This window comes from Streptomyces sp. SL06, from assembly GCF_058244745.1.
Genome location: NZ_JBSYOT010000002.1, coordinates 4,482,928 through 4,505,294, shown reverse-complemented (window position 1 = coordinate 4,505,294; position 22,367 = coordinate 4,482,928). Strand labels below are relative to the sequence as shown.

Below are 22,367 nucleotides of genomic sequence, written 5' to 3'. Positions count from 1 at the left end.
AAGGGGACCCGGTAAGGCTACGGCCGGTCCGGCCCGGCGGCCTACGCGTCCACCTCGACCAGCCGCTTGCCGTCGAAGGTCATGACCTCGAAGTGGTCGATCTGGTTGGGCTCGAAGGCGGCGCCGCCGTGCACGTACAGCGGCTTCTTGGCCTTGTCGGTGGTGGCGTCCGGGATGCCGTAGCCCCAGTCGGGGACCGTCCAGGAGGTGAGCGTCTCCCGTTCGCCGTTCTTGCCGACGGCGATCAGGGAGCACTTCTCGGGCCCCTTGACGTTCTTCAGTTCCAGCACCGCGTCGGTGCCCCAGGCCTTCTTCTCCAGCGCCACGGTCGCGCTGACCTCGGTGGCCGGGTCGGTGGCCGTGACCCGGTCGGGCATGGCGGCGAAGGCGGACTCGGCGGGCGTGGCGACCGACTGGGACGCCTCGGTCTTGCGTCCGCCGGTGTCGTCACCGCCGCCCGTGGTCGCCACGGCGGCGAACGGGCCGCCGATGATCAGTGCCGCCGCGGTGCCCACCAGGTAGAAGTTGCGGCGCCGCTTGCCCGCGCGGCGCTCGGCGACCTCGTCGACGAGCTTCTCCGCGAGCCGCGCGGAGGGCTTCGCGGTCAGCGACTCGGCGATCGCGGGCGTGCCGGTGCCCGGCAGGTCCGCGAGGGCGGCCATCATGGGCTCCATGCCGGCCAGCTCGTCGAGCTGCTGGGCGCACCACTCGCAGGTGGCGAGGTGGGCCTCGAAAGCGGTCGCTTCCGTGTCGTCGAGAATGCCGAGGGCGTAGGCGCCGACGGTCTCGTGTTCGTTCGGCGCCGGTGATCCCTGCATGGGGGCAGACCTACCCGAATCACCCGCGTTGAATCCCCGAAGTCCCCCGTACCCGCTCATCACGCAGTCACCCCCCGCTCCTCCAGTGCCAGCTTCATCGAACGCAGGGCGTAGAACACCCGGGAGCGAACGGTGCCGCTGGGTATGCCCAGTGTCTGCGCCGCCTCATTGACGGTACGCCCCTTGAAGTACGTCTCGACGAGGACCTCCCGGTGAGCCGGGGTCAGGTCGTCGAGCGCGTCCGACAGCGTCATCAGCCACAGCGCCTTGTCGATCTCGTCCTCCGCGGGGATGACCTCCAGCGGCGACGGATCGACCTCCTGCGGCCGGGCCTGCCGGCTGCGGTGGCCGTCGATGACGATGCGCCGGGCGACCGTCACCAGCCAGGGGCGTACCGATCCGGTCGCTCGATTGAGCTGACCGGCGTTCTTCCAGGCACGGATGAGCGTTTCCTGGACGACGTCCTCGGCGCGCTGGCGGTCCCCCGCGACCAGCCGCAGCACATAGGCCAGCAAGGGGCCGGCGTGCTCGCGGTAGAGCGCGCGCATCAGCTCCTCGTCGGGTTCCGAGGACGACTGAGACATGCGATGTCGGGCCCTGGCACCTTGCTCATTGGCCACGACGGAATCCTTGCGCACGCCCACCTCCGATGTCCGGGGGTTCCCCCAGTCGGTCGCTCGCCCATTCGGTACGGACGCGAAGTGCGGCGTGTTCAAAGCGAGATGACAGTTTTCTCGGCGGTGGCGCGGCAAGGGGGACACGGGGGCACATAACCGCCCCTTTCTCTTCACATTTCTGTCACACCGATGAGGATGGTCGACACCCTACGGGTCACCGGGCGAGGGCGGCGCGGCGGCGGTGCCTGGCGACGCGTTCGCGGTTCCCGCAGATCTCGCTCGAGCACCAGCGCCGGCGGCGCCCGCGGGACGTGTCCACGTACACGATGGGGCAGTTGTCGCCCTCGCACTGCCGCAGGCTCGCCCGCGCGACGGGGTCGGTGAGCAGCTCCACGGCGTCCCGGGCGAGGGCGCCGAGCAGCGCCGCACACTCCGGAGGGCCGGTCAACTCCCGTACCAGCGAGCCGTCCTCGCCGCGCACCGCGCGCGGGGCCGGGGGCGCGGCGAGGGCGAGGCCGTTGACGCGGGCGAGCGCGAGGTCGTGCGGGCGGGTACCGGGCGCCGGCCGGCCGCGCACCAACCTCGCGGTCTCGCGGCGCAGTTCACGGAAGCCGGTGAGCCAGGCGGCGTCGGCGTGGGCCAGCGGGGTGCCGGCCGGGACGAGTCCGGCGCCGGTGATCCAGGCGCGCAGCACCTCCACCGAACCGAGGCGTTCCACGGGGTGGGTGGTGGCGACGAGGTCCAGACAGATCCGCCCGGTGTCGAACCGCAGCTCGTACGGGTCGGTGGCCGTGCCCAGTGCCATGTTCCTGTCACCGCCTAGGGATGGCCCGGCGAGGTGCGGGCTGGAAAGGGGAGCAGGTGGACCGCTCCTCCTACAGTGCCTGCCCCCGTCCGCGCCCGGAACCCCTCGTACCACTCCCGCGTGGACGCTCGTGTGTGCGCCCGCGCGCGGGGGCGGCGGCGGGCGGTGCCGGCGCGTTCACCGGTCCGCTCGGGTGGCGTCCGCCGCCGGGTCCAGGGCCAGGCGGTAGCCGCGTTTGACGACCGTCTGGATCAGCTTCGGGGCGCCGAGGGACGCGCGCAGGCGGGCCATCGCCGTCTCCACGGCGTGTTCGTCGCGGCCGGTGCCCGGCAGGGCGCGCAGGAGTTCCGCGCGGGGCACGACCCAGCCCGGCCGCCGGGACAGGGCACGCAGCAGGGACATGCCGGCCGGCGGCACGGCCCTCAACTCCCCGTCGACGAGCACCGCGTGCCCGCGGATCTCCAGCCGGCGCCCGGCGACCGGCAGGACCCGGGCGCGGGCCGGGAGTTCCCGGCACACCAACTGGACCAGGGGGCCGAGCCGGAAGCGTTCGGGATGGACCGTCTCGACGCCGTGTGTCCGCAGCGCCGCCGCGGTGACCGGACCGACACAGGCCGGCAGCACGTCGCGGCCGAACGCGGCGAGCAGCTCGGGCAGCAGACCGCGCTCCTCGGCACGGCGCAGCAGGGACGCGGCGGCGGGCGCGCTGGTGAAGGTCACGGCGTCCAGGCCACCCGACAGCGTGACGTCCAGCATCCGGTCCACGGGGCCGATGTCCTCGGGCGGCAGCCACCGGTACACGGGCACGCCGACGGCCTCGCCGCCGCCCGCCCGCAGCGCCTCCATGAACCCCGGCAGCGGCTCACCGTGCAGCTGTACGGCGATCCGGCGGCCCTCGACGCCCTCCTCCAGGAGCCGGTCCAGCACCTCGGCCATGGACTCGGACTCCGGCGACCACCGCTCCTTCAGACCCGCGGCCCGGACCGCGCCCTTGACCTTGGGACCGCGCGTCAGCAGCTCCGCCGCGCCCAGCCGCTCCAGCAGGGCCGCGCCGAGGCCCCAGCCGTCGGCGGCCTCCAGCCATCCGCGGAACCCGACGGCGGTGGTGGCGACGACGACGTCCGGCGGCCGGTCGACGAGCTGCCCGGTCGCGGCCAGCAGCTCGCTGTCGTCGGCGAGCGGCACGATGCGCAGCGCCGGCGCGTGCAGGACGACGGCTCCGCGCCGCTGGAGCAGCGCGCCCAGTTCGTCGGCCCGGCGGGCCGCGGTCACGCCCACGGTGAACCCGGCCAGGGGTCCGTGACCGGGTGGCCGCTGTCCGTCGTCCACGTCGTCCATCGCTCGCCGCGCTCCGATCGTTCACACCCGCGTGCGTGCACACGCGCCGGCCGAGCCTGTCAACGGCGCGTGACGGGCTCGGTTCCGCCTCATGTCACCAGTGTTACGCCCCCACGCCAGCGAGCCGCCCGGCGCCCCCGGCCGGGAGGCGAAGGTATACCGCTCAGCCCTGCGGGGGCTGGGGCTGCCCGTGGGGGTTCTGCTGGGGGTGAGGCCGCGGCGGGTAGGGCTGCTGCGGCTGGGGCGGGCCGTACGACGGGTACGGCTGCGGCTGCGCGTACGGCGGCTGCTGCGGCTGCCCGTAGGCCGGCTGAGCCGGGTACGGCTGCTGGGGCTGCTGGGGGGCGTACGGGCCCGGTGCGGGCTGCCCGTGACCGCCGGGTGCCGCGGGGGCGGCGGGCGCCTGCGGACAGCCGTACGGCGCTTCCCCGGCCACGGGCCCGCCGACGCCCCCGAAGGGGTTTGCGTGCCCCGGGAGCCGCGCCCCCGGCGCCAGGTACCGCACCCGGCCCGTCTCGTCGGCCACCGGCACGAACCCGGCGGCCCGCAGCCTGGCCGCGAACCTGGCGTTGCGCTTGCGGGTGACGAGGAAGCCGACGCCCAGGACCGCCAGGAGGAACAGCCAGATGATCGCGGCCAGTCCGAAGTCGTCGGGCGAGCCGCCCGCGCGGAAGGCGAGGACCACGCAGCCGACGGTGACGCCGAGCGCGCCGTACCCCATCCGCTTCTCGGCGCTCCGGCCGGTGAGGTCGAAGTTGATCCGCGCCTTGAGCAGTTCGAAGGCGTCCGGCACGAGCGGCGGCACCGACACCCCGTCCCCGGCGTTCGGGTACTGCGCCCAGTTCTGCGCGGCGCGGGTCCGGGCCTGCGGGCCGGGGTCGGGGACGAGCAGCATCGTGAGCGCGCCGTTGCTCCCGCCGCCCTGTCGCACGTCCGCGTACTCATACCCGAACTGCTGGGCGACGAAGGCGAGTCTGGCGAGCTTCTTCACGGACGCCATCGGGCTGGTGAACTCGATCGGCTCCCCGCTCGCCATCAACCGCAGCAACTTCTGCGTCTGCCGTCTGCTCATTCCGCCCGCTCCCCCCGACCGGCTCACGCCGCCCTGTTCACTTCCGCAACCGGGGCAGTCTCGCACGCGGGGGTGACACCCGTCAGCCCCGGTGTGCGGCCCTCGCCCCGGACGACCTGCCGCCGGAGCGCTGTGTGCCGTTCGGCCACAGCCGCGGTCTCCGCTTCGCCGCGAGGTCCTCGATCCAGCCGACGGCGAGCACCGCAAGCCCGATCAGCGGCCAGACCAGGGCGAACATCCAGATCGTATACGTGCTGTCGATGGCGCTCATCCCCCGCTCGCTCTGCATGAACGGGATCCGGTACAGCAGGTCGACGAGCGGGACCGTCGCCATGATCAGCATGTTGTGCCACAGGTAGATGGTGACCGCGCGGTTGTTGGAGAGGGTCACCAGCTTGTCCCACCTCGCCAGGCGCCCGGGAAGCTCCTGCCAGGACGGGGAGTACTGGAGCAGGATCACGACGAAGCCGAACGACCAGGCGGCCTGGGCCAGCGGGATGTCGTTCAGGTCCCAGCCCGCGGAGCCCAGATGGCGCGAGGCCCACCACAGGCCGAAGGCCATCACCAGGAAGGCGCAGGAGACGGAGACGTACCTCGGGATCTGCTTGAGCATGCCGTCGTGGTGGGCGAAGCCCAGGACCCAGCAGCCGCCGTAGACCGCGAAGTCGGTGACCGCGTTGCCCGTCTCACCGGGGATGGTCACCAGGCCGGTGCCCACGACCGCCGTCAGGCCGAGCGGCGCGAGCAGCGTCGGCCAGGGGGCCCGGCGGAACGCCCACAGCAGCAGCGGGGAGGCGACGACGAACCACAGGTAGGCGCGCAGGTACCACAGCGGCCCCACCGCCTGCTCCGCCCAGGAACTCTCCAGCCAGCCCAGCGGCGCTCCGGCCTCCAGGGGGTAGGCCGGGGCCCCGATCGGGACGATGTAGTTGATCACCTTGACCAGGCCCCAGGTGCCGCCCTGGTCCGGGTCGCCCGACGGGCTCCAGCCACCCGCGAACAGCAGCCCCAGCGCCACCGCCGAGAAGGCCCACAGGGGCGGCAGGAGCCGGCGGATCCGGCTGCGGATCACGCCCATCGCCGGACGCTTCAGCGAACGCGCCATCAACGAGCCCGCCAGCGCGAACATCACGCCCATCGACGGGAACAGCACCGTCAGCCAGGCCCAGCCGAAGAGGTGGTACACCACGACGCGGACCAGCGCGATGGAGCGCAGCAGGTCCAGGTACCGGTCGCGGCCCGGCTTCTTCGCGGCCGGGGCGGCGGGCTCGGGCGCGGGCTCCGTCACACGCTGCCGCGGGACGGCGTACGGCACTCCCGCGGACGCGTTCGGGGGGCCCGTGTACGGGGTTCCGTAGGGGCCGGCCGGCTCCGGGTCCCTACCCGCGCCTGTCGTGTATCCGTGGGTCATGCCACGGGCCTCCGATCGTCGCCGCTCTTGGCACGCTGGGCCGGCACGGAGCCGCCGGGTGCCTCCACTACGCCGGTGCGCCGCAGCTTCTGCCAGCGCAGCCGGCCGCCGGTGAGCGCGGTGATCCAGGACTGGAGCAGCACCACGTACATGAGCTGGCGGTAGAGGATCTGCTGCAACGGCAGCGAGATCAGGTGGGTCATGCGTTCGCGGTCGAGCCGGAAGGCGTACGCCGCGCAGACCGCCTGGATGGCCAGGACGCCCAGCCACGCCACGATGGTCTTCTGGGTCGGGCCGAAGACGATGCCGTAGAGCAGGAAGACGTTGATCAGCGGGGCCAGCAGCGGGGCCAGGACCATGAACAGGGAGACGAAGGGCAGGCCCACGCGGCCGAAGCGGCCCGAGGGGCCCTTCTCGATCACCGCGCGGCGGTGCTTCCAGATGGCCTGCATCGTGCCGTACGACCAGCGGTAGCGCTGGGACCACAGCTGCTGGACCGTCTCGGGCGCCTCGGTCCAGGCGCGGGCGTTCTCGGCGTAGACCACGCGCCAGCCGGCCCGGTGCAGCGCCATGGTGACGTTGGTGTCCTCGGCGAGGGTGTCGTCGCTCATGCCGCCGATGGGCTCCAGGGCGGAGCGGCGGAAGGCGCCGACGGCACCGGGGATGGTCGGCATGCAGCCGAGGACGTTGTACATCCGGCGGTCCAGGTTGAAGCCCATCACGTACTCGATGTGCTGCCAGGCGCCGATGAGGCTGTCCCTGTTGCCGACCTTCGCGTTGCCGGCCACGGCGCCCACCCGTTGGTCGCCGAAGGGCTGGACGAGTTCGCGGACGGTGGACGGCTCGAAGACGGTGTCGCCGTCCATCATCACGATGATGTCGTGACTGGCGTTGGCCAGTCCGCGGTTGAGCGCGGCCGGCTTGCCCGCGTTGAGCTGGCGGATCACCCGGACGTTGGGCAGGCCCATCGCCTCCACGATCCGGGCGGTGCCGTCGCTCGAACCGTCGTCGATGACGATGACCTCGATCGGGTGGTCGCTCTCCATCAGGGAGCGGACCGTGTTCTCGATGCACTTGGCCTCGTTGTACGCCGGGACCAGCACCGTCACCGGTTCGGTGATCGCCGGCCCCCAGCGGAAGCGTCTGCGGCGGACCCGGCGGGCGTGGACGGCGGAGAGCAGCAGCATCAGCACGAAGCGGCTGATGACCAGCGTGCCGATGATCGCCAGGCCGACCACGAGGCCGTCGGTGATCTTCTCCGAGGCCTGGACCAGGAAGACCCAGGCCCTGCCCTTCCACAGTTCGGCGCCGGTCACCGGGGTCATGGCGCTGGGCGCGTCCAGGGCCTCGGTGAGGTTGTCGAACTCGTAGCCCTTGTCCTTGAGGCCGGGCAGGAACTTGTCCAGGGCCCGCACGGTCTGGCTGCGGTCGCCGCCCGAGTCGTGCATCAGGACGATGGCGCCCTTGCCGTGCCGGGGCGTGGCACGGCGGATGATCTCGTGGACGCCGGGCCGCTTCCAGTCCTCGCTGTCGGTGTTGTTGACGACGGTGATGTAGCCGCGGCTGCCTATGTACTTGGTGACCGGCCAGGACTTGTTGTCCATGGCGTCGGCGAAGGACGAGTACGGCGGGCGGAAGAGCGAGGTGCGGACGCCGGCCGCGCCGGTGATCGCCAACTGGTTCTGCGACAGCTCCCAGTCGATGCGCTTCTTGGACTGGTAGGCGAGGTCGGGGTGGTTGAAGGTGTGCAGGCCCACCTCGTGGCCCTCGTCGACCATGCGCTTGACGAGGTCCGGGTAGCGGGAGGCCATCGTGCCGGTGACGAAGAAGACCGCGTGCGCGTCGTGCTTCTTGAGCACGTCCAGCACCTTGGGCGTCCAGGTCGGGTCCGGGCCGTCGTCGAAGGTCAGGACCAGCCGGTGGTCGGGCACCCGCAGACTCTGGGTCTGGCCGCCGCGGACGTTGATGACCGGACCGCCGTCGAGGATCTTGTCCGGTACCCGGGTGGTCGGGGCGGGCTTCTGGATGCGGTGGTCGGCGAGGATCTCGCTGTGCACGTATCCGCGCAGCATGAGCATCGCCACCAGGGCGACCAGAACGAGCAGGGGAAGCAGCAGGCGCAAGGGCAGGCGGCGGCGGGAACCCTCACGGGCGCCGCGCGCGGCCCCGTGACGGCGGGTGCGGGATGCCATCAGAGGGTGTTCTCCGGGGACAGGGAAGTGGACGTGGAGGTGCCGCCGGGACCGGCGAAGACGGGCGCGGCGGAGCCCCCGGCGGCGACCGGGGACGGGTCGCTCGCGCCGTTGACGCCGGCACCGCCCGCGCCCGGGTCGTCGTCCGTGGGGTCGGCGGGCGGATCGGTCGGCTCGACCGGGGTGTCGCCGCCGCCGGCCGGGGTCGACGGGCCCGCGCTGCTGGGCGGCGGTGCCTGCGTCGACTGCGTCGGGCCCGGGTTGGTCGCGCCGCCGCCGCCCGGCTTCGGGTCGGTTCCGGTCGTCGAGGACCCGGCGCCGGTGCCCGTACCGGGCTGTCCGGTGGTGCCGGATCCGCCGGTGGTGCCGGCCGCGGGCGCGTCGGCCCCCGGTGCCGTCGTCGCGTCGGCGCCGGCCGAGGGGCTGGTCTGCGGGGTGGCGCTGCCGGTCTCGGAGGGCTGCGCCGACTTCGAGGGCAGCGGGGTGGTGTCGACCTGGCCGGCCGGCTTGCCCTCCTGCTGGCCCGGCACGGGCAGCCAGGGCGCGTCGGAGTTGCCGGACAGCAGCGTGGAGACGATGACGACGGCGTAGATCGCGCAGGCGACGCCGACGAGTATGCCGAGCCTGCGGTAGAGGCGGCTGCGGCGTCCGGACTCGTCGACGAAGACGGGGCCGTCGGAGGCGTCCGGGCCGCTGCTCCTGCGGTGCCCCTTGTCGGCCCGGTGCAGCACACCGTCGCCGAGCTGGACGGCGTCGAGCTGGACCGTCACCTCGTGCGGGTCGTGGGTGTGACCGTCGGCGTCGCCGTCCGCGCCCGGGGTCTCCTGCCAGGGGTCGCGGAGGGCGGCCGTGGCGCCACCGGGTGCGGGGAGCATGCGGGTGGCGGCGGCCGGGTCGGCCGCGGGCAGGACATCCGTCCGGTCGGTGTCCGGGGCGCTGCCGCCCCGGCCGGTTCCGGTCGCGGCGGCACCGGCACCGTCGCCGGGGTGCGCGCCGGGCGGGATCGCCCCGTTCCGGGCGGCCCGGTGCGGGTTCGGCCCGGCCGGGTTCGGTCCGGGCGGGTTCGGTCCGGGCGGGTTCGGTCCGGGCGGGTTCGGTCCGGGCGGGTTCGGTCCGGGCGGGGTGAATCCGGGCGGACGGGAGCCAGTCGGATTGACGCCGGTCGGGCTCATTCCGGGCGGGCTCATTCCCGTCGGGTTCACACCCGTCGCGTACGCCCCGGTCTGGTTCGGCGCGCCCCAGGTTATCCGGCCCTCAGCCAGCGGATCACGGCCGCGCTCCGGCTCCGGGCGCCCGCCGGAACGGTCCCGCGGTACCCGGGAACCGAGGATCTCCGTCTCACCGGCGTCGGGGTGACGGGCCTGCGCTCCCCCGGCCTGTCCGGCGGGGCGAGCGGCGGCGCCGGAGTCTGCGAACCATCCCGGCCCGCTCCCGGCGGGTCCACCGGGCCTGCCGGACGCCGCGGTCATCGGGAGATCCCCGGCCGACGGGTGGGCCCGGGTCGCCGGAAACACCTCGGTGGCGTCGGCATTCGGTCTCGCCTCCGAGCGGTCACGAGCCCCGGACTCGGCCTCGGGCCATTCCGGTTGAGCGTCTTCTTGCCATTTCTTCACGCGCGCGCACTTCCCCCCACGGAACACTTCCGGGTGCGCATACGACTCCGAGCACTCGTCGGCCGAACCGGCCCCCACCAGGTTCGAGCGCCCCCTGTATCACACCGTGCCCAGGCCAAGAATGTAGCGCACGCGGAGGATGTGTGGTTGCCGCGTGTCAGTTATGGACACACATCACAGCGGCGTCGACGGCCGGAATCCATCCTTCGACAGGGGCACGAAGCCAGCCGTTTTCCGCCGCGACCTGCGCAGCGGCCCGGCGCAGCGCGTCGAACGCGGGGTGCGCCAGTCCTTTTCGCCAGATCAGTGACACCGGCGACAGCGGCACGGGATCGACAATCGGGCGCACCACGGTCGACCCCATGGCCGGAAAGGTTTCCACCACGAGTACCGGATTGCCTGTCTTGTCCATGATCCGCTGAAATTCCTCGTCGCCGACGGCCAGCGGAACGGGTGGCGCCACGTCGATGCCGCGTCCCTCGAACAGGCGGTGCGCGAGGTCGGTCCACTCCGGCGTGCGCGGGTTGCCGGCCCCGGCGTACACGGTCTCCCCGGCGAGGGCGTCGAGCGGCACCTCCGGCAGCCGGGCCAGCGGATGGCCCTCGGGCAGGACGACCGCCATGGGCTCGTAGCGCACCGGCTGGTGGCCGAGTCCGGCCCGCAGCGCCGACGGGAGACCCGCGAACCTGCCGAAGGAGGCGTCGAGGCGTCCCGCGAGCAGTTCGGCGGCGGCGTACGTCAGCCCGCTCTCGTAACGCGCCATCAGCTCCTGCTCGGGCGCGAGTCCGCGGGCCCGTTCCAGGACCAGGCGGCCGGTGGCCAGGCCCGGGGAGTTGAGGTCGACCAGCAGCGGACGGGCCTGTCCGAAGGCGGCCAGCAGGTCGTCCTGCGCCTGGAGGACGCGGCGGGCGTACGGCAGCAGCCGCTCGGCGTCGGCGGTCGGTGTCACCTGCCGGGTGGTACGGACGAACAGGTCGGCGCCCAGTTCCCGCTCAAGTCGCCGCACGTCCCGGCTGAGCGCCTGCTGGGCGACGTAGAGACGGGCGGCGGCCCGGGTGAAGTGCAGTTCCTCGGCGACGGCGACGAAGGCGCGCAGGAGGCGGGGGTCGAGGTGGGCGGGCATCCGGCGAACTTACAACAGGGGTGCGTGAATGGGCGCGGAGAAGGTGTTGGACCCCCTGACCGCTCCCGGGCGACGGTGAGCGCATGCCGCAGCCGACCTCCGCACGCCCGTGCCCGCCCGCCGTCCTCCCCTCCGTCACCGCCGACTCCCTGGTCGTCGCCGACTTCCGCCCGCGCACCCGGCACCGGCCACCCGGCCCGTACCGGCGCCTCCTCGCCATGCCCGGCGCCCGAGCGTTCACGATCGGGAATCTCATGGCCCGGCTGCCCATGGGCATGTTCAGCGTGAGCGCGGTCCTGATGATCGCCGGCACCCGTGGTTCGTACGCCCTCGCCGGCGCCGTCACCGCGACCGGGCTGGCCTCCACCGCGCTCGTCGCCCCGTTCACCGCGCGGCTGGTGGACCGGTACGGCCAGGCCCGAATCGCCGTGCCCGCCACGCTGGTCGCCGCCCTCGGCTCGCTCGCCCTGCTGCTGTGCGTGCGCCTCGGCGCGCCCGCCTGGACCCTGTTCGCCGCGTACGCCGCCACCGCGACGACGCCCAACACCGGCGGCATGGCCCGCGCCCGCTGGTCCCACCTGCTGAGGGGCGACGCCGACGCGCTGCACACCGCGAACTCCTTCGAGCAGGCCGCGGACGAGCTGTGCTTCATGTGCGGGCCGGTGCTCGCCGCGTTCCTGTGCACGGCGCTGTTCCCGGAGGCGGGCACGCTGGTCGGCGTGGTGCTGCTGGTGAGCGGCATGCTGCTGTTCACGGCCGGGCGCTCGACCGAGCCGCCGGCCCGTCCGCGCCCGACGGCGAAGGCGCCCCTGCGCGCCCCGGGTGTTGTGCCGCTGCTGGCGGTGTGCCTGGCGACGGGCGGGGTGTTCGGTGCCATGGAGGTCGTCACGATCGCGTTCGCGGACGCACAGGGACACCGTGCGGCCGCCGGTGTGGTCCTCGCGCTCCAGGCGGCCGGTTCCTGCGCGGCGGGTCTGCTGTACGGCACGCTGAGGCCGGCCGGACCTGCCGGGCACCGCCTGCCGTGGTGTGTCGCCGCGATGACGGCCCTGCTGACGCTGCCGCTGCTCGCCGCGTCCCTCACCGGCTCACTGCCGCTGGTGGCGCTCGCCCTGCTGGTGGCCGGGACGGCGACCGCCCCGACGATGGTGACCACGATGGCACTGGTCCAGCTCCGCACCCCGCAGGGCCGTCTGAACGAAGGGATGACGCTCGCGGCGGGCGGCCTGCTCGGCGGCATCGCCTGCGGCAGCGCGGCGGGCGGCTGGACGGTGGAGCACGCGTCCCCCGCGGCCGCCTACGGCATACCGGTCACGGCGGCGGCCTCGGCCCTGCTGCTCGCCCTGGCCGCGCAAAACGACGAGGGCGATGTGTCTCGCGCTTGACGCGAGCCACATCGCCCTCGACCTCGTGGAGATGGCGGGAATCGAACCCGCGTCCAACGGTGCGGAATCAGGGCTTCTCCGTGTGCAGTCCGCTTCGATTTTCTCGGCCCCGGAGATCACGCGGACAAGTCTCCGACGGGCTCAGTCACTGTTTGATTTCCCTCTACACCCCGTGACCGGGTTTAGAGGTTTAGTCCCCTAGCTGATGCCAGGATCCGGGTCGGGAACAGCCCCGGGCTGACACTCCCTTGATAGGAGGCTCGCTTCGCTACCTGAGATCAGGCAGCGAGGGCGAAGGCCTGCTGGGAGGAATCGCGCTTGGTATTGGCGATTATTTTTTTCGGCCTGTGGTTTACGAGATCATGGCCGCTTCCTCGACACGCTTCCCCTGCTTCGACAGCCGCTGTCGAAACCGATCATCCCCATGTTGATTTTTCAAACCCTCCGGAGAGGGTGTGCACCCGCGGTGGAGTGCGACTGCCATCGTACGTGACCAACGCACGAGGGTGCCACCGTATTCCCGGCCGTCAGGCCCGCTGCTTGCGCCGGATCGCCGAGATCGTCCGCTCCGCCTCGCGGCGGTCCTGCTTCTCCCGGAGGGTCTGGCGCTTGTCGTACTCCTTCTTGCCGCGCGCCAGCGCGATCTCGACCTTGGCCCGGCCGTCCTTGAAGTAGAGCGCCAGGGGCACGATCGTGTGACCGGACTCCTGGGACTTCGCCTCCAGCTTGTCGATCTCCACGCGGTGCAGCAGCAGCTTCCGCTTGCGGCGGGCGCTGTGGTTGGTCCAGGTGCCCTGGCTGTACTCCGGCACGTGCACGTTGTGCAGCCACGCCTCGTGTCCGTCCAGCTGCACGAACCCGTCGACCAGTGAGGCCCGCCCCTGGCGCAGCGACTTCACCTCGGTGCCGGACAGGACCAGTCCGGCCTCGTAGGTGTCGAGGATCTGGTAGTCGTGCCGCGCCTTCTTGTTCTGCGCGATCAGCTTGCGCCCTTTTTCCTTAGCCATAGTGCAGCCCATTTTGGCACTACGCAGGGGGGCGGCGGAAAGCCGATTACCGCGGGGAGGGCTACCGTCCCAGTCCGCTGAGCACCGTCCGCGCCCGCTCCAGGGCCGCGGCCGGGTCCGTCGGGCCGACCTCCAGGTCGGGCGTGATGCCCGTGCCGTCGACGCCGCGGCCCGAGGGGGTGCGGTAGTGGCCGACGGTCAGCTCGGCCACCGAGCCGCCGGGCAGCCGGCTCGGCATCTGCACCGAGCCCTTGCCGAAGGTGCGGGAGCCCAGGACGACCGCCCGGCCGCGGTCCTGGAGCGCGCCGGTGAGGAGTTCGGCCGCGCTCATCGTGCCGCCGTCGACGAGCGCGACCAGGGGCCTGGTGGTGTCCCCGCCGGGTTCGGCGTGCAGGGCCCGCTGGTCGCCGTCAACGTCGTACGTGGCGACCAGGCCGCCGTCGAGGAAGGCGGAGGCGGCGGTGACGGCCTCGGTGACCAGGCCGCCGGAGTTGCCGCGCAGGTCGAGGACGACTCCGGCGCCGGACGGCACGCGCGCGACGGCGGCGCGGACCTGCGCGCCGACGCCCTTGGTGAAGGAGGCGACCTTGACGACGGTGACGCCGTCGGCGAGCGTGCGCACGCTCACGGGGTCCGTGGAAAGCCTGGCCCGGCGCACGGTCTCGGTCCACGCGCGCGTGCCGCGTTCCAGACCGAGCCGCACCGCGGTGCCCGCGGGCTCCTGTTCGGCGTCGCCGCGGAGTATGGAGACGACCTCGGTGACGGGGCGCCCGTCGACCCGCTCGCCGTCGACGCTGCGCACCCGGTCGCCCTCGCGGATCCCGGCGTCGGCGGCGGGCGAGCCGGAGCGCACCTGGGTCACCTCGATGCGGCCGTCGCGCTCGCGGCGCGCGGAGAGCCCGACGCCGGTGTACCGGCCGTCGAGGGCTTCCTCCAACTCCTCGTACTCGCCCTGGGAGTAGACGGCGCCCCAGCGGTCCCCGCTGCGGCTGACGGCGCGTTCGGCGGCCTCCACGGGGGACTTGCCGTCGGCCATCGCCTCGGCGGCGGCCCGGACCACGTCCTCGTGCCGTCCGGCGGGAGCGGCCGAACGCGCCGTGCCCGTCCCGGGCTTCCGGTCCGGCCCGGGGAACGATCCGGTGGCCGCGCCCGCGGCGAGCACGCCCGCGAACACCAAGGTCAGGGCGGCCCCGTGGCGTACGCGACGGGGCTTGCAGAACAGGTCACGACCTGACATGCGGGTGAGTCTAGGACAACGCGAGAGGGCCGAACGGTCGCTTGACCGTTCGGCCCTCTTGGTATGCGTCACACCTTCAGGTACTTGCGCAGCGCGAAGAACGCGGCCAGCGCGGGCATCAGCAGACTCGTCGCCAGGATGAGCGGCAGCTTCGTCAGTACGGCGTCCCAGCCGATGAAGTTGATGAGGTTCAACTTCTCGGACAGGGCGAGTCCGTGGTCGATGATGAAGTACCGGGCGATCACCAGGAAGCCGCAGGCGACACCACCGCCGATGAGCCCGGCGACGGCCGCCTCCATGATGAACGGCGCCTGGATGTAGAAGCCCGAGGCGCCCACGAGGCGCATGATGCCGGTCTCGCGCCGCCGGCTGAACGCCGAGACCCGCACGGTGTTGACGATCAGCATCAGCGCGACGACGAGCATGAGCGCCATCACCGCGCGCGCGGCCCAGTTCATGCCGTTGAGGAGGCCGAAGAGGTTGTCCAGGATGCCCTTCTGGTCCTGCACGGACTGCACGCCCTCCCGGCCGTCGAAGGCGGTGGCGATGACCTGGTACTTCTCCGGGTCCGTCAGCTTGATCCGGTACGACTCCTGCATCTGGTCCGGCGTGAGGGAGCTGGCCAGCGGCGAGTCGCCGAACTGCTCCTTGTAGTGCTTGTACGCGTCGTCCTGCGACTCGTACACGACCTTGTCGACGACCGCCATCTTGTCGAGGTCGGACATGATCTGCTTCTTCTGGTCCGCGGTCACCGCGCCCTTGGCGCAGTTGGGGTCGGACTCGGCGTCGCTCTTGTTGCAGAGGAAGACCGAGACGTTGACCTTGTCGTACCAGTAGCCCTTCATGGTGTTGACCTGGTCGCTCATCAGCAGCGAACCGCCGAACAGGGCCAGGGACAGGGCGACGGAGACGATCACCGCGAAGGTCATCGTCAGATTGCGGCGAAGACCGACACCGATCTCCGAGAGCACGAACTGGGCGCGCATGGCGTCTCGTTAAGCCTTTCGTTCCTCGTCGTCAGTGCTGGTAGCCGTAGACGCCGCGCGCCTGGTCACGGACCAGGCGGCCCTTCTCCAGCTCGATGACGCGCTTGCGCATCTGGTCCACGATGTTCTGGTCGTGCGTGGCCATCACCACGGTGGTGCCCGTCCGGTTGATGCGGTCGAGCAGCTTCATGATGCCGACGGAGGTCTGCGGGTCGAGGTTGCCCGTGGGCTCGTCGGCGATCAGCAGCTTGGGCCGGTTGACGAAGGCGCGCGCGATGGCGACGCGCTGCTGCTCACCGCCGGACAGCTCGCCGGGCTTGCGGTCCTCCTTGCCGCCGAGACCGACCAGGTCGAGCACCTGCGGCACGGACTTGCGGATCTCGCCGCGGGACTTGCCGATGACCTCCTGGGCGAAGGCGACGTTCTCACCGACCGTCTTGTTCGGCAGCAGGCGGAAGTCCTGGAAGACCGTCCCCAGCTGGCGCCGCATCTGCGGCACCTTCCAGTTGGACAGGCGGGCGAGGTCCTTGCCCAGGACGTGCACCTGGCCGTGGCTGCACCGCTCCTCGCGCAGGATCAGCCGCAGAAAGGTGGACTTTCCGGAGCCGGAGGACCCGACGAGGAAGACGAACTCGCCCTTCTCGACCTCCAGGGAGACGTCCCTGAGGGCTGGGTGGCTCTGTTTGGGGTAGACCTTGGAGACGTTGTCGAATCGGATCACGGATGCACCACGGGTCGCCGGGGGTAGATGTGCGTGACCATACGCGAACCGGGGAGGGCCCCGCAGTCACCGGTCTGGGTTGCGTATCAGTTGCGCGTTTTGTCCGGGCCCGCGGGGCGCGCGGGGCTCCACGGAACCTGGCACAGTGGAAGGGGAACGTTCGTGCCGTCGCGGGCGTTGTTCTGACAGAGCCGGTGGCAAGGAGGGCGAGCGCATGACGTACGACCGGTTGGTGTGCGCGAACTGCGCGGCGCCCGTGAACGAGGGCAGGTGCCCGGTCTGCCGGGCGAACCGCGAGCGGCTTCAGCAGGGCAACTTCTTCGCGGGGCTGAATCCGATGACGCTGATCGCGCTGCTGGCGGTGCTGATCGCGGCGGTGGCCCTGCTGGCCCACCAGACCGCCTGACAGGCCCGGAGAGCCCCACAGGGCCCCCGCGGGGACCCGGGACGGGGTCCGCAGGCGACAAGGGCACAGGGGCAGAGACACGGAAGGGGCCCGGAGCGATCGCGCTCCGGGCCCCTTCGCGTGTTCGTGCGGGTGTGCCGTGCGTAGGCGGACGGCTACCGTCAGGCAGCCGCTCCGCCGCGGCCGTTCATCATGCGCGGCAGCAGGCGGAAGCCGATGCCACCGGCGATCATCGTGGCGGCGCCGACCAGCAGGAACGTGGTCTCCGCGGCGCCGGTCTCGGCCAGCTCGGAACCGTTGCCCTGGGCGGCGGTGTCGGAGGCCTGGGCCTCTTCGCCGGTGTCGGTCAGGGCCGAGGAGCCCTCCTCCTGGGCGACGTTGTCATTGCTGCCGCCGTCGGGGGTGGTGCCGGAGTTGCCACCACCGGAACCGCCGGTACCCGGGCTCTCCGTGGAGCCGCCCGGGTCGGTGGGCTGGGTCGGGTCGGTCGGGGTGCCCGGGTCGGTGGGCTCGGTCGGGTCCGTCGGCTCAGTGGGATCCGTCGGGTCGGTCGGGTCCGTGGGATCGGTCGGGTCCGTCGGGTCCGTCGGAATGGTGGGCTCGTCCGTCGGGTCGTTGGGGTCCGTCGGGATGGTGGGGTCGTCCGTCGGGTCGTCCTCCTGAACGCCCAGGCCGAGGTCGACACCGCCCTTGTCGGCGCCCGCGCTCACCCCGATCTCGAGCGCCGAGGCGGCACCCGCGGCGGTCAGGGAGGCTCCGGCGGCGATGACCGCGCCGGCCGCGATGCGCGCGACACGGATGCGCGTCTTCTTCGTCATGTAGTTGCTACCCCCAGTAGCTGATTAGTCAGTGAGGCCGCACTCGGGGGCCGTGATCGACGGGGGTGGCTGCGCTCGTACTCCCCGGTTCACATGCGCCCCAGAAATACGCATGCCGAACCTCACCCTTACGAATGTTCAAAGCAACGTCAAGGCCGTTGCGCACGCGATGTCCTGGTACGGGATGTATGCCGGACACAAAGGGGTGTGAGTGTGACGCGAAACCCTGACATCACGCGGGAGTCAGCGGGGTGACAAAAGGCAACTGCCGCCAGAACGGCGGCAGTTGCCTTGTCGACAAAGTGGCGTCCTCGCCTCGTGCTACTTCTCCCGCTGCTTGCGCCAGCGAATGCCGGCCTCCAGGAAACCGTCGATCTCGCCGTTGAACACGGCCTCGGGGTTGCCCACTTCGTACTCCGTGCGCAGGTCCTTGACCATCTGGTACGGGTGCAGGACGTACGAACGCATCTGGTTGCCCCAGGAGTTGCCCCCGTCGCCCTTGAGGGCGTCCATCTTGGCCTGCTCCTCCTGGCGGCGCCGCTCCAGCAGCTTGGCCTGGAGGACGTTCATGGCGGTGGCCTTGTTCTGGATCTGGGAGCGCTCGTTCTGGCAGGAGACCACGATGCCGGTGGGGATGTGGGTGAGCCGCACCGCGGAGTCGGTGGTGTTCACGCCCTGGCCGCCGGGGCCGGAGGACCGGTACACGTCCACCCGCAGCTCGGACTCGTCGATCTCGATGTGGTCGGTCTGCTCGACCACCGGGAGGATCTCGACACCCGCGAAGGAGGTCTGGCGGCGCCCCTGGTTGTCGAAGGGCGAGATGCGCACCAGCCGGTGCGTGCCCTGCTCGACGGAGAGGGTGCCGTAGGCGTACGGCGACTGCACGGCGAAGGTGGTCGACTTGATGCCGGCCTCCTCCGCGTACGAGGTCTCGTAGACCTCGGTCTTGTAGCCGTGCTGCTCGGCCCAGCGCAGGTACATCCGCTGGAGCTTCTCGGCGAAGTCCGCGGCGTCCACGCCACCGGCCTCGGCGCGGATGTTGACCAGCGCCTCACGGGCGTCGTACTCGCCCGAGAGCAGGGTGCGGACCTCCATCTCGTCCAGTGCCTTCTTGACGGCCGTGAGTTCGGTCTCGGCCTCGGCACGGGTGTCCGGGTCGTCCTCCTCCTCGGCCATCTCGAAGAGCACGCCGAGATCGTCGATCCGGCCGCGCAGGGCCTCGGCCTTCCGCACCTCGGCCTGGAGGTGCGAGAGCTTGCTGGTGATCTTCTGCGCCGCCTCCGGGTCGTCCCACAGGGAGGGCGCGGCCGCCTGCTCCTCGAGCACGGCGATGTCTGCCCTCATCCTGTCGAGGTCCAGGACGGCCTCGATCGACTCCATGGTCGAGGAGAGGGACTTCAGCTCTTCGGATACATCGACGACTGCCACGCATCCAGCCTAACGGCTCCACCCACCGACCTCCGCCGACCCACCCCGGACACCGCCCCCGGCCTGCGAAGAAGACCCACCGGGCAGGCCGAGGCCGCGCTGGTGCCGGGCTCGTGAGGGAGGTGGTGCCCGGGTGTCGGGCGGGGTCAGGGGGAGGCCGGGGCCGAGTTCCGGGTGTCCTGGGGGGCCGTGCCGTCCTCGTCGCCGGCCGTGGCCAGCCACGTACCGACGCCGATCGCGGCCACCAGGGCGACGGCGCCGACGCCCACCGTGAGCCTGCGGCGCCGTGCGGCGGCACGGTTGCGGGCGGAGCCGGGGCGCGGGGCGCCGGAGGCGCGCGGGGCGCGGGCCGTGCCACGGGCGCCGCCGGCCAGCTCGTCCGGGGCCGGTACGCGCATCGAGGTGTGCGTGTCGCGGTTGGAGTCGGCCGGCTTCGCGCCCGGCACCAGCGGCACCGCCCCCCGGCGCCGCACCGGCTCCCCGGCGGGCGCGGGGGAGGCCGGGGGCTCCTCGGGCGCGTCCTCCTCCTGGTCCGCGCCGGACTCGTCCACGTCCAGCGGGCCCATCCCGGCCAGCATCGGCAGCAGCTCGCGCAGCCGGGCGCTCAGCTCGGAGGCGCGCAGCCGGGAGGCCGGCGCCTTGGCGAGGCACTGCACGAGCAACTGCCACAGCTCGTCCGGGATACCGGGGAGGGGGACGACCCTCTCGGTCACATGGCGGCGCAGCACCGCGCCGGGATGGCCGCCGCCGAACGGCGTGAAGCCCGCGAGCAGCTCGTACAGCACCGTGGCCAGCGCGTAGATGTCCACCGCCGCGCGCGGGGGCAGTCCCTCGACGATCTCCGGGGCCAGATAGTCCGGCGTTCCGATGATCTTCGTGGCGCGGGTGCGCCGCGGGGTGTCGATGAGCTTGGCCACCCCGAAGTCCGTCAGCAGGGCCGGGTGCGAGCCGCCGGGACCGAGCGGGCCCTGCATGTCCAGCAGTACGTTCTCCGGCTTGACGTCGCGGTGCACGACCCCGGCGGCGTGCGCGGCGGCCAGGCCGTCGGCGACATCGGCGACGACGGCCACCGCGGCCTCGGGGGCCAGCCGCCGCTCCCGGTCGAGGCGGGTGCGCAGGTCCGTGCCGCGCACCAGGTCCATGACCAGCGCGAGGTCGTTGCCGTCGACCACCAGGTCGCGCACGGAGACGACGTTGGGGTGCTCAAGGCCGAGCAGGGCGGTGCGCTCCTGCACGAAGCGTGAGACGAGTTCCTGGTCGGACGCCAGGTCCTCACGCAGCAGCTTGATCGCGACGGGTCCCTCGGGCCCCTCGCCCAGCCACACCGTGCCGGCGCTGCCCCGCCCGAGGATCTGGTGGGCGGTGTACCGGCTGCCGATCTTCCGTGCCAAGACTGCTCCTACCGACGCGTGTTGCGCCTAAAAGTACGCGTCCGTGGAGCCAACCTTCACAGCGGAGGCGGAAATCACCCGCTGGATGTCGACATGTCTCCCGCGTCGCCTAGGAACCGCCGCCCAGGTCGCCGAACCAGTCCTTCGTGGCGGTGAACCAGTCACCGATCTGCTCCCAGTAGCCCTTGCCCGTACCGATCCAGTCCTGCAAGGGGCTCAGCTCCCAGATCAGCCAGCCCGCCACGAACAGGATGACGATCGTGAACAGGCATCCCTTGAGGCAACCGAGCCCGGGGATCCGCATGGGGTTGGCGCCGCGCTGCCGCGGCGGCCGGGGCTCGCGTCGGGGCCGCTGCGGCTCGGGCGTGGGCGGCGGGGCGTACCGCTGCGGCTGGGGCGGGGGCGCCTGCTGGGGCTGCTGCGGCTGCGGAGTGACGTACCGCTGCGGCTGTTGCTGCTGCGGGTAGCCGTAGCCGGGCTGCTGCTGCGGCGGGCGGGCGACCTGCCGCTGGGGGCGGCGGCGCAGCGGGTCGTCGTTCGGGTCGAGGTACTGGACCTGCGTCTGCTCATTGCGGTCGCGGGCGGCGCGCAGTTGGTTCTGCCAGGGGTGCGGGTCCTCGGGCCCGCCCGGCTGTCCGGGCTGTCCGGGCGGCACGGGCGGCATGACGGCGGTCGGGTCGGCCGCGCCGTGGCTCGGGAGTACGGCGGTGGGGTCGGCGGCGCCCGCGGCGTTGCCGGTGTGCGGCAGGACGCTGGTGGCGCCGTTCGGGTCGTAGGCGCCGTTCGGGTTCTGTGGGAGGACCTGGGTGGGGTCGGCGGCGCCGGGGGCGCCCGGCACCTGCGCGGGCGCCGGGTCGGGGGCGAGGAGCATGCCGACGCTCTCGGCGGCGCCGATCTGCGCGCTGTTCGCGTGCACGCCGATGCCCTCGGCGACGACGCGCAGGCCGCGGGCGAGGTTCTCGGCGCCGGGGCGCTCGTCGGGGTTCTTGCGCAGGCAGCGCTCGATGACCGTCCACAGCGGGTCGGGGACGGTGGAGGGGCGGCGCGGCTCGGCGCTCAGGTGCTGGTGCAGCACTTCGAGGGCGGAGCCTCCGCCGAACGGGGGCCGGCCGGTGACCAGCTCGTACAGCAGGATGCCGGCGCCGTAGACATCGACCGCGGAGGTCTGCGGGCGGCCCTCGGCGGACTCCGGCGCGACGTACGCGGGCGTGCCGACGAACTCGTGGGTGCGGGTGAGGCCCGGCGAGTCGGCGAGGCGGGCGATGCCGAAGTCGGTGAGCATCGGGTGCATCTCGCCGTTGGTCTGCTTCAGCAGGACGTTGGCCGGCTTCAGGTCGCGGTGGACGACGCCGTCGGTGTGGCTGGCGGCGAGGGCGTCGGCGATCTGCGCGGTGAGCAGGGCGGCGGCAACCGGGGTGAGCGGCCCGTTTTCGCGCAGATAGCGGTGCAGGTCGGGACCGTCGATGAGATCCATGACCAGGGCCAGCAGCTCGCCCTCGACGACCAGGTCGCGGACCCGGACGATGTTGGGGTGGGTGAGCCGGAGCAGGACGGAGCGCTCCCGCAGGAAGCGCATCACGATGTCGGGATCGCTCGCGAGTTCCTCCTTGAGGACCTTGATCGCGACGGTCTCCCCGGGCTGTCCGGCCACGGCCGCCTCGGCGCCCGCGGTCTCCCGCTGGCGGGCACGCCAGACGGTGCCCGTGGCGCCGCGACCGAGGGGCTCCTCGAGGAGGTACTTGCTGCCTACCGGCCGCACGTCATGCGCTCCCTGTTGCTTGCTGGCTGTTCGGACCCACTGTAGTGCCGCGGTCCCGGCGCCGGGCTGTCCTCATTCTGTGGTTCCCATTGGTCCGCCGGTGCGTCTTACGTTCCGCTTCCGGGCCATGTTCGAAGGAAAGACGCTCGACCCGGTCCCTTGGTTGCCGGGCTCGCGCGTGACCGATCTCAAGCCGACACCATTCGATCACCGGCACGTCACTTGCCAGGCACTTTTGCG

At 72.1% G+C, this 22,367-nt stretch carries 19 protein-coding genes and 1 other RNA gene; 2 read left to right on the top strand and 18 right to left on the bottom strand.

Annotation, left to right across the window (positions count from 1 at the left end; translation table 11 throughout):
* Positions 1-41: 41 nt before the first annotated feature.
* The 9 genes from AC4IHM_RS20545 to AC4IHM_RS20505 form a co-directional block, all read right to left on the bottom strand.
* A complete protein-coding gene (locus tag AC4IHM_RS20545) occupies positions 42-818 on the bottom strand; it encodes a zf-HC2 domain-containing protein (RefSeq protein ID WP_490868468.1) in 777 nt (258 codons plus the stop codon).
* Between the two features lie 59 nt (positions 819-877).
* Complete coding sequence (locus AC4IHM_RS20540; RefSeq protein ID WP_007450155.1) at positions 878-1,402, bottom strand: sigma-70 family RNA polymerase sigma factor; 525 nt, start codon at positions 1,400-1,402, stop codon at positions 878-880.
* A gap of 247 nt (positions 1,403-1,649) precedes the next feature.
* The gene (locus AC4IHM_RS20535; RefSeq protein ID WP_490868467.1) at positions 1,650-2,240 is read right to left on the bottom strand and encodes a CGNR zinc finger domain-containing protein; all 591 of its coding nucleotides are present in this window, start codon (positions 2,238-2,240) and stop codon (positions 1,650-1,652) included.
* A 177-nt stretch (positions 2,241-2,417) separates the two neighbouring features.
* The gene (locus tag AC4IHM_RS20530) at positions 2,418-3,578 is read right to left on the bottom strand and encodes a uroporphyrinogen-III synthase (protein ID WP_490868466.1); all 1,161 of its coding nucleotides are present in this window, start codon (positions 3,576-3,578) and stop codon (positions 2,418-2,420) included.
* Positions 3,579-3,741: 163 nt separating this feature from the next.
* Positions 3,742-4,650 (bottom strand): hypothetical protein, encoded by a 909-nt coding sequence (locus tag AC4IHM_RS20525; RefSeq protein WP_490868465.1) that lies wholly within the window; start codon positions 4,648-4,650, stop codon positions 3,742-3,744.
* Positions 4,651-4,732: 82 nt separating this feature from the next.
* A complete protein-coding gene (locus tag AC4IHM_RS20520) occupies positions 4,733-6,061 on the bottom strand; it encodes an acyltransferase family protein (RefSeq protein WP_490868464.1) in 1,329 nt (442 codons plus the stop codon).
* Positions 6,058-8,253 (bottom strand): bifunctional polysaccharide deacetylase/glycosyltransferase family 2 protein, encoded by a 2,196-nt coding sequence (locus AC4IHM_RS20515; RefSeq protein WP_490868463.1) that lies wholly within the window; start codon positions 8,251-8,253, stop codon positions 6,058-6,060. The genes AC4IHM_RS20520 and AC4IHM_RS20515 overlap by 4 nt, the downstream gene beginning before the upstream one ends.
* Positions 8,253-9,425 carry a hypothetical protein gene (locus tag AC4IHM_RS20510; protein WP_490868462.1) on the bottom strand — a complete coding sequence of 391 codons (1,173 nt, stop codon included), beginning with the start codon at positions 9,423-9,425 and terminating at the stop codon, positions 8,253-8,255. Before AC4IHM_RS20510 ends, AC4IHM_RS20515 begins: the two co-directional genes overlap by 1 nt.
* Before the next feature lie 598 nt (positions 9,426-10,023).
* Positions 10,024-10,989 (bottom strand): LysR family transcriptional regulator, encoded by a 966-nt coding sequence (locus AC4IHM_RS20505; RefSeq protein ID WP_490868461.1) that lies wholly within the window; start codon positions 10,987-10,989, stop codon positions 10,024-10,026.
* An 83-nt stretch (positions 10,990-11,072) separates the two neighbouring features.
* Here AC4IHM_RS20505 and AC4IHM_RS20500 point away from each other — a divergent pair, with 83 nt between their 5' ends.
* A complete protein-coding gene (locus AC4IHM_RS20500) occupies positions 11,073-12,374 on the top strand; it encodes an MFS transporter (RefSeq protein ID WP_490868460.1) in 1,302 nt (433 codons plus the stop codon).
* A 23-nt stretch (positions 12,375-12,397) separates the two neighbouring features.
* On the opposite strand, the gene ssrA is transcribed toward AC4IHM_RS20500, so the two are convergent.
* The 5 genes from ssrA to ftsE form a co-directional block, all read right to left on the bottom strand.
* Positions 12,398-12,798: a transfer-messenger RNA gene (gene ssrA / locus AC4IHM_RS20495) on the bottom strand.
* 103 nt (positions 12,799-12,901) lie between these two features.
* Positions 12,902-13,381, bottom strand: coding sequence for an SsrA-binding protein SmpB (gene smpB / locus AC4IHM_RS20490; RefSeq protein WP_311575135.1), 480 nt, complete (start codon positions 13,379-13,381; stop codon positions 12,902-12,904).
* Positions 13,382-13,442: 61 nt separating this feature from the next.
* The gene (locus AC4IHM_RS20485) at positions 13,443-14,618 is read right to left on the bottom strand and encodes a S41 family peptidase (RefSeq protein WP_490868459.1); all 1,176 of its coding nucleotides are present in this window, start codon (positions 14,616-14,618) and stop codon (positions 13,443-13,445) included.
* Positions 14,619-14,686: 68 nt separating this feature from the next.
* Positions 14,687-15,604, bottom strand: a complete 918-nt coding sequence (gene ftsX, locus AC4IHM_RS20480) for a permease-like cell division protein FtsX (RefSeq protein ID WP_490868458.1) — start codon at positions 15,602-15,604, stop codon at positions 14,687-14,689.
* A 31-nt stretch (positions 15,605-15,635) separates the two neighbouring features.
* Complete coding sequence (ftsE, locus tag AC4IHM_RS20475) at positions 15,636-16,325, bottom strand: cell division ATP-binding protein FtsE (RefSeq protein WP_490868457.1); 690 nt, start codon at positions 16,323-16,325, stop codon at positions 15,636-15,638.
* A 214-nt stretch (positions 16,326-16,539) separates the two neighbouring features.
* Between ftsE and AC4IHM_RS20470 the strand changes: the two genes are divergently transcribed.
* Positions 16,540-16,731, top strand: coding sequence for a hypothetical protein (locus AC4IHM_RS20470; protein WP_490868456.1), 192 nt, complete (start codon positions 16,540-16,542; stop codon positions 16,729-16,731).
* Positions 16,732-16,892: 161 nt separating this feature from the next.
* On the opposite strand, the gene AC4IHM_RS20465 is transcribed toward AC4IHM_RS20470, so the two are convergent.
* From AC4IHM_RS20465 to AC4IHM_RS20450, 4 genes are all read right to left on the bottom strand, one after another.
* Positions 16,893-17,549 (bottom strand): hypothetical protein, encoded by a 657-nt coding sequence (locus AC4IHM_RS20465; protein WP_490868455.1) that lies wholly within the window; start codon positions 17,547-17,549, stop codon positions 16,893-16,895.
* A 321-nt stretch (positions 17,550-17,870) separates the two neighbouring features.
* Positions 17,871-18,977 carry a peptide chain release factor 2 gene (gene prfB, locus AC4IHM_RS20460; protein ID WP_490868454.1) on the bottom strand — a complete coding sequence of 369 codons (1,107 nt, stop codon included), beginning with the start codon at positions 18,975-18,977 and terminating at the stop codon, positions 17,871-17,873.
* 146 nt (positions 18,978-19,123) lie between these two features.
* Positions 19,124-20,368, bottom strand: a complete 1,245-nt coding sequence (locus AC4IHM_RS20455; RefSeq protein ID WP_490868453.1) for a serine/threonine-protein kinase — start codon at positions 20,366-20,368, stop codon at positions 19,124-19,126.
* Between the two features lie 109 nt (positions 20,369-20,477).
* A complete protein-coding gene (locus tag AC4IHM_RS20450) occupies positions 20,478-22,127 on the bottom strand; it encodes a serine/threonine-protein kinase (RefSeq protein WP_490868452.1) in 1,650 nt (549 codons plus the stop codon).
* Between the last annotated feature and the right edge of the window lie 240 nt (positions 22,128-22,367).

Bases quoted from the DNA above. Each gene is read 5' to 3' on its own strand.
- AC4IHM_RS20545 (WP_490868468.1), bottom strand. From the start codon at position 818: ATGCAGGGATCACCGGCGCCGAACGAACACGAGACCGTCGGCGCCTAC.
- AC4IHM_RS20540 (WP_007450155.1), bottom strand. From the start codon at position 1,402: ATGTCTCAGTCGTCCTCGGAACCCGACGAGGAGCTGATGCGCGCGCTC.
- AC4IHM_RS20535 (WP_490868467.1), bottom strand. From the start codon at position 2,240: ATGGCACTGGGCACGGCCACCGACCCGTACGAGCTGCGGTTCGACACC.
- AC4IHM_RS20530 (WP_490868466.1), bottom strand. From the start codon at position 3,578: ATGGACGACGTGGACGACGGACAGCGGCCACCCGGTCACGGACCCCTG.
- AC4IHM_RS20525 (WP_490868465.1), bottom strand. From the start codon at position 4,650: ATGAGCAGACGGCAGACGCAGAAGTTGCTGCGGTTGATGGCGAGCGGG.
- AC4IHM_RS20520 (WP_490868464.1), bottom strand. From the start codon at position 6,061: ATGACCCACGGATACACGACAGGCGCGGGTAGGGACCCGGAGCCGGCC.
- AC4IHM_RS20515 (WP_490868463.1), bottom strand. From the start codon at position 8,253: ATGGCATCCCGCACCCGCCGTCACGGGGCCGCGCGCGGCGCCCGTGAG.
- AC4IHM_RS20510 (WP_490868462.1), bottom strand. From the start codon at position 9,425: ATGAGCCCGACCGGCGTCAATCCGACTGGCTCCCGTCCGCCCGGATTC.
- AC4IHM_RS20505 (WP_490868461.1), bottom strand. From the start codon at position 10,989: ATGCCCGCCCACCTCGACCCCCGCCTCCTGCGCGCCTTCGTCGCCGTC.
- AC4IHM_RS20500 (WP_490868460.1), top strand. From the start codon at position 11,073: ATGCCGCAGCCGACCTCCGCACGCCCGTGCCCGCCCGCCGTCCTCCCC.
- smpB (WP_311575135.1), bottom strand. From the start codon at position 13,381: ATGGCTAAGGAAAAAGGGCGCAAGCTGATCGCGCAGAACAAGAAGGCG.
- AC4IHM_RS20485 (WP_490868459.1), bottom strand. From the start codon at position 14,618: ATGTCAGGTCGTGACCTGTTCTGCAAGCCCCGTCGCGTACGCCACGGG.
- ftsX (WP_490868458.1), bottom strand. From the start codon at position 15,604: ATGCGCGCCCAGTTCGTGCTCTCGGAGATCGGTGTCGGTCTTCGCCGC.
- AC4IHM_RS20470 (WP_490868456.1), top strand. From the start codon at position 16,540: ATGACGTACGACCGGTTGGTGTGCGCGAACTGCGCGGCGCCCGTGAAC.
- AC4IHM_RS20465 (WP_490868455.1), bottom strand. From the start codon at position 17,549: ATGACGAAGAAGACGCGCATCCGTGTCGCGCGCATCGCGGCCGGCGCG.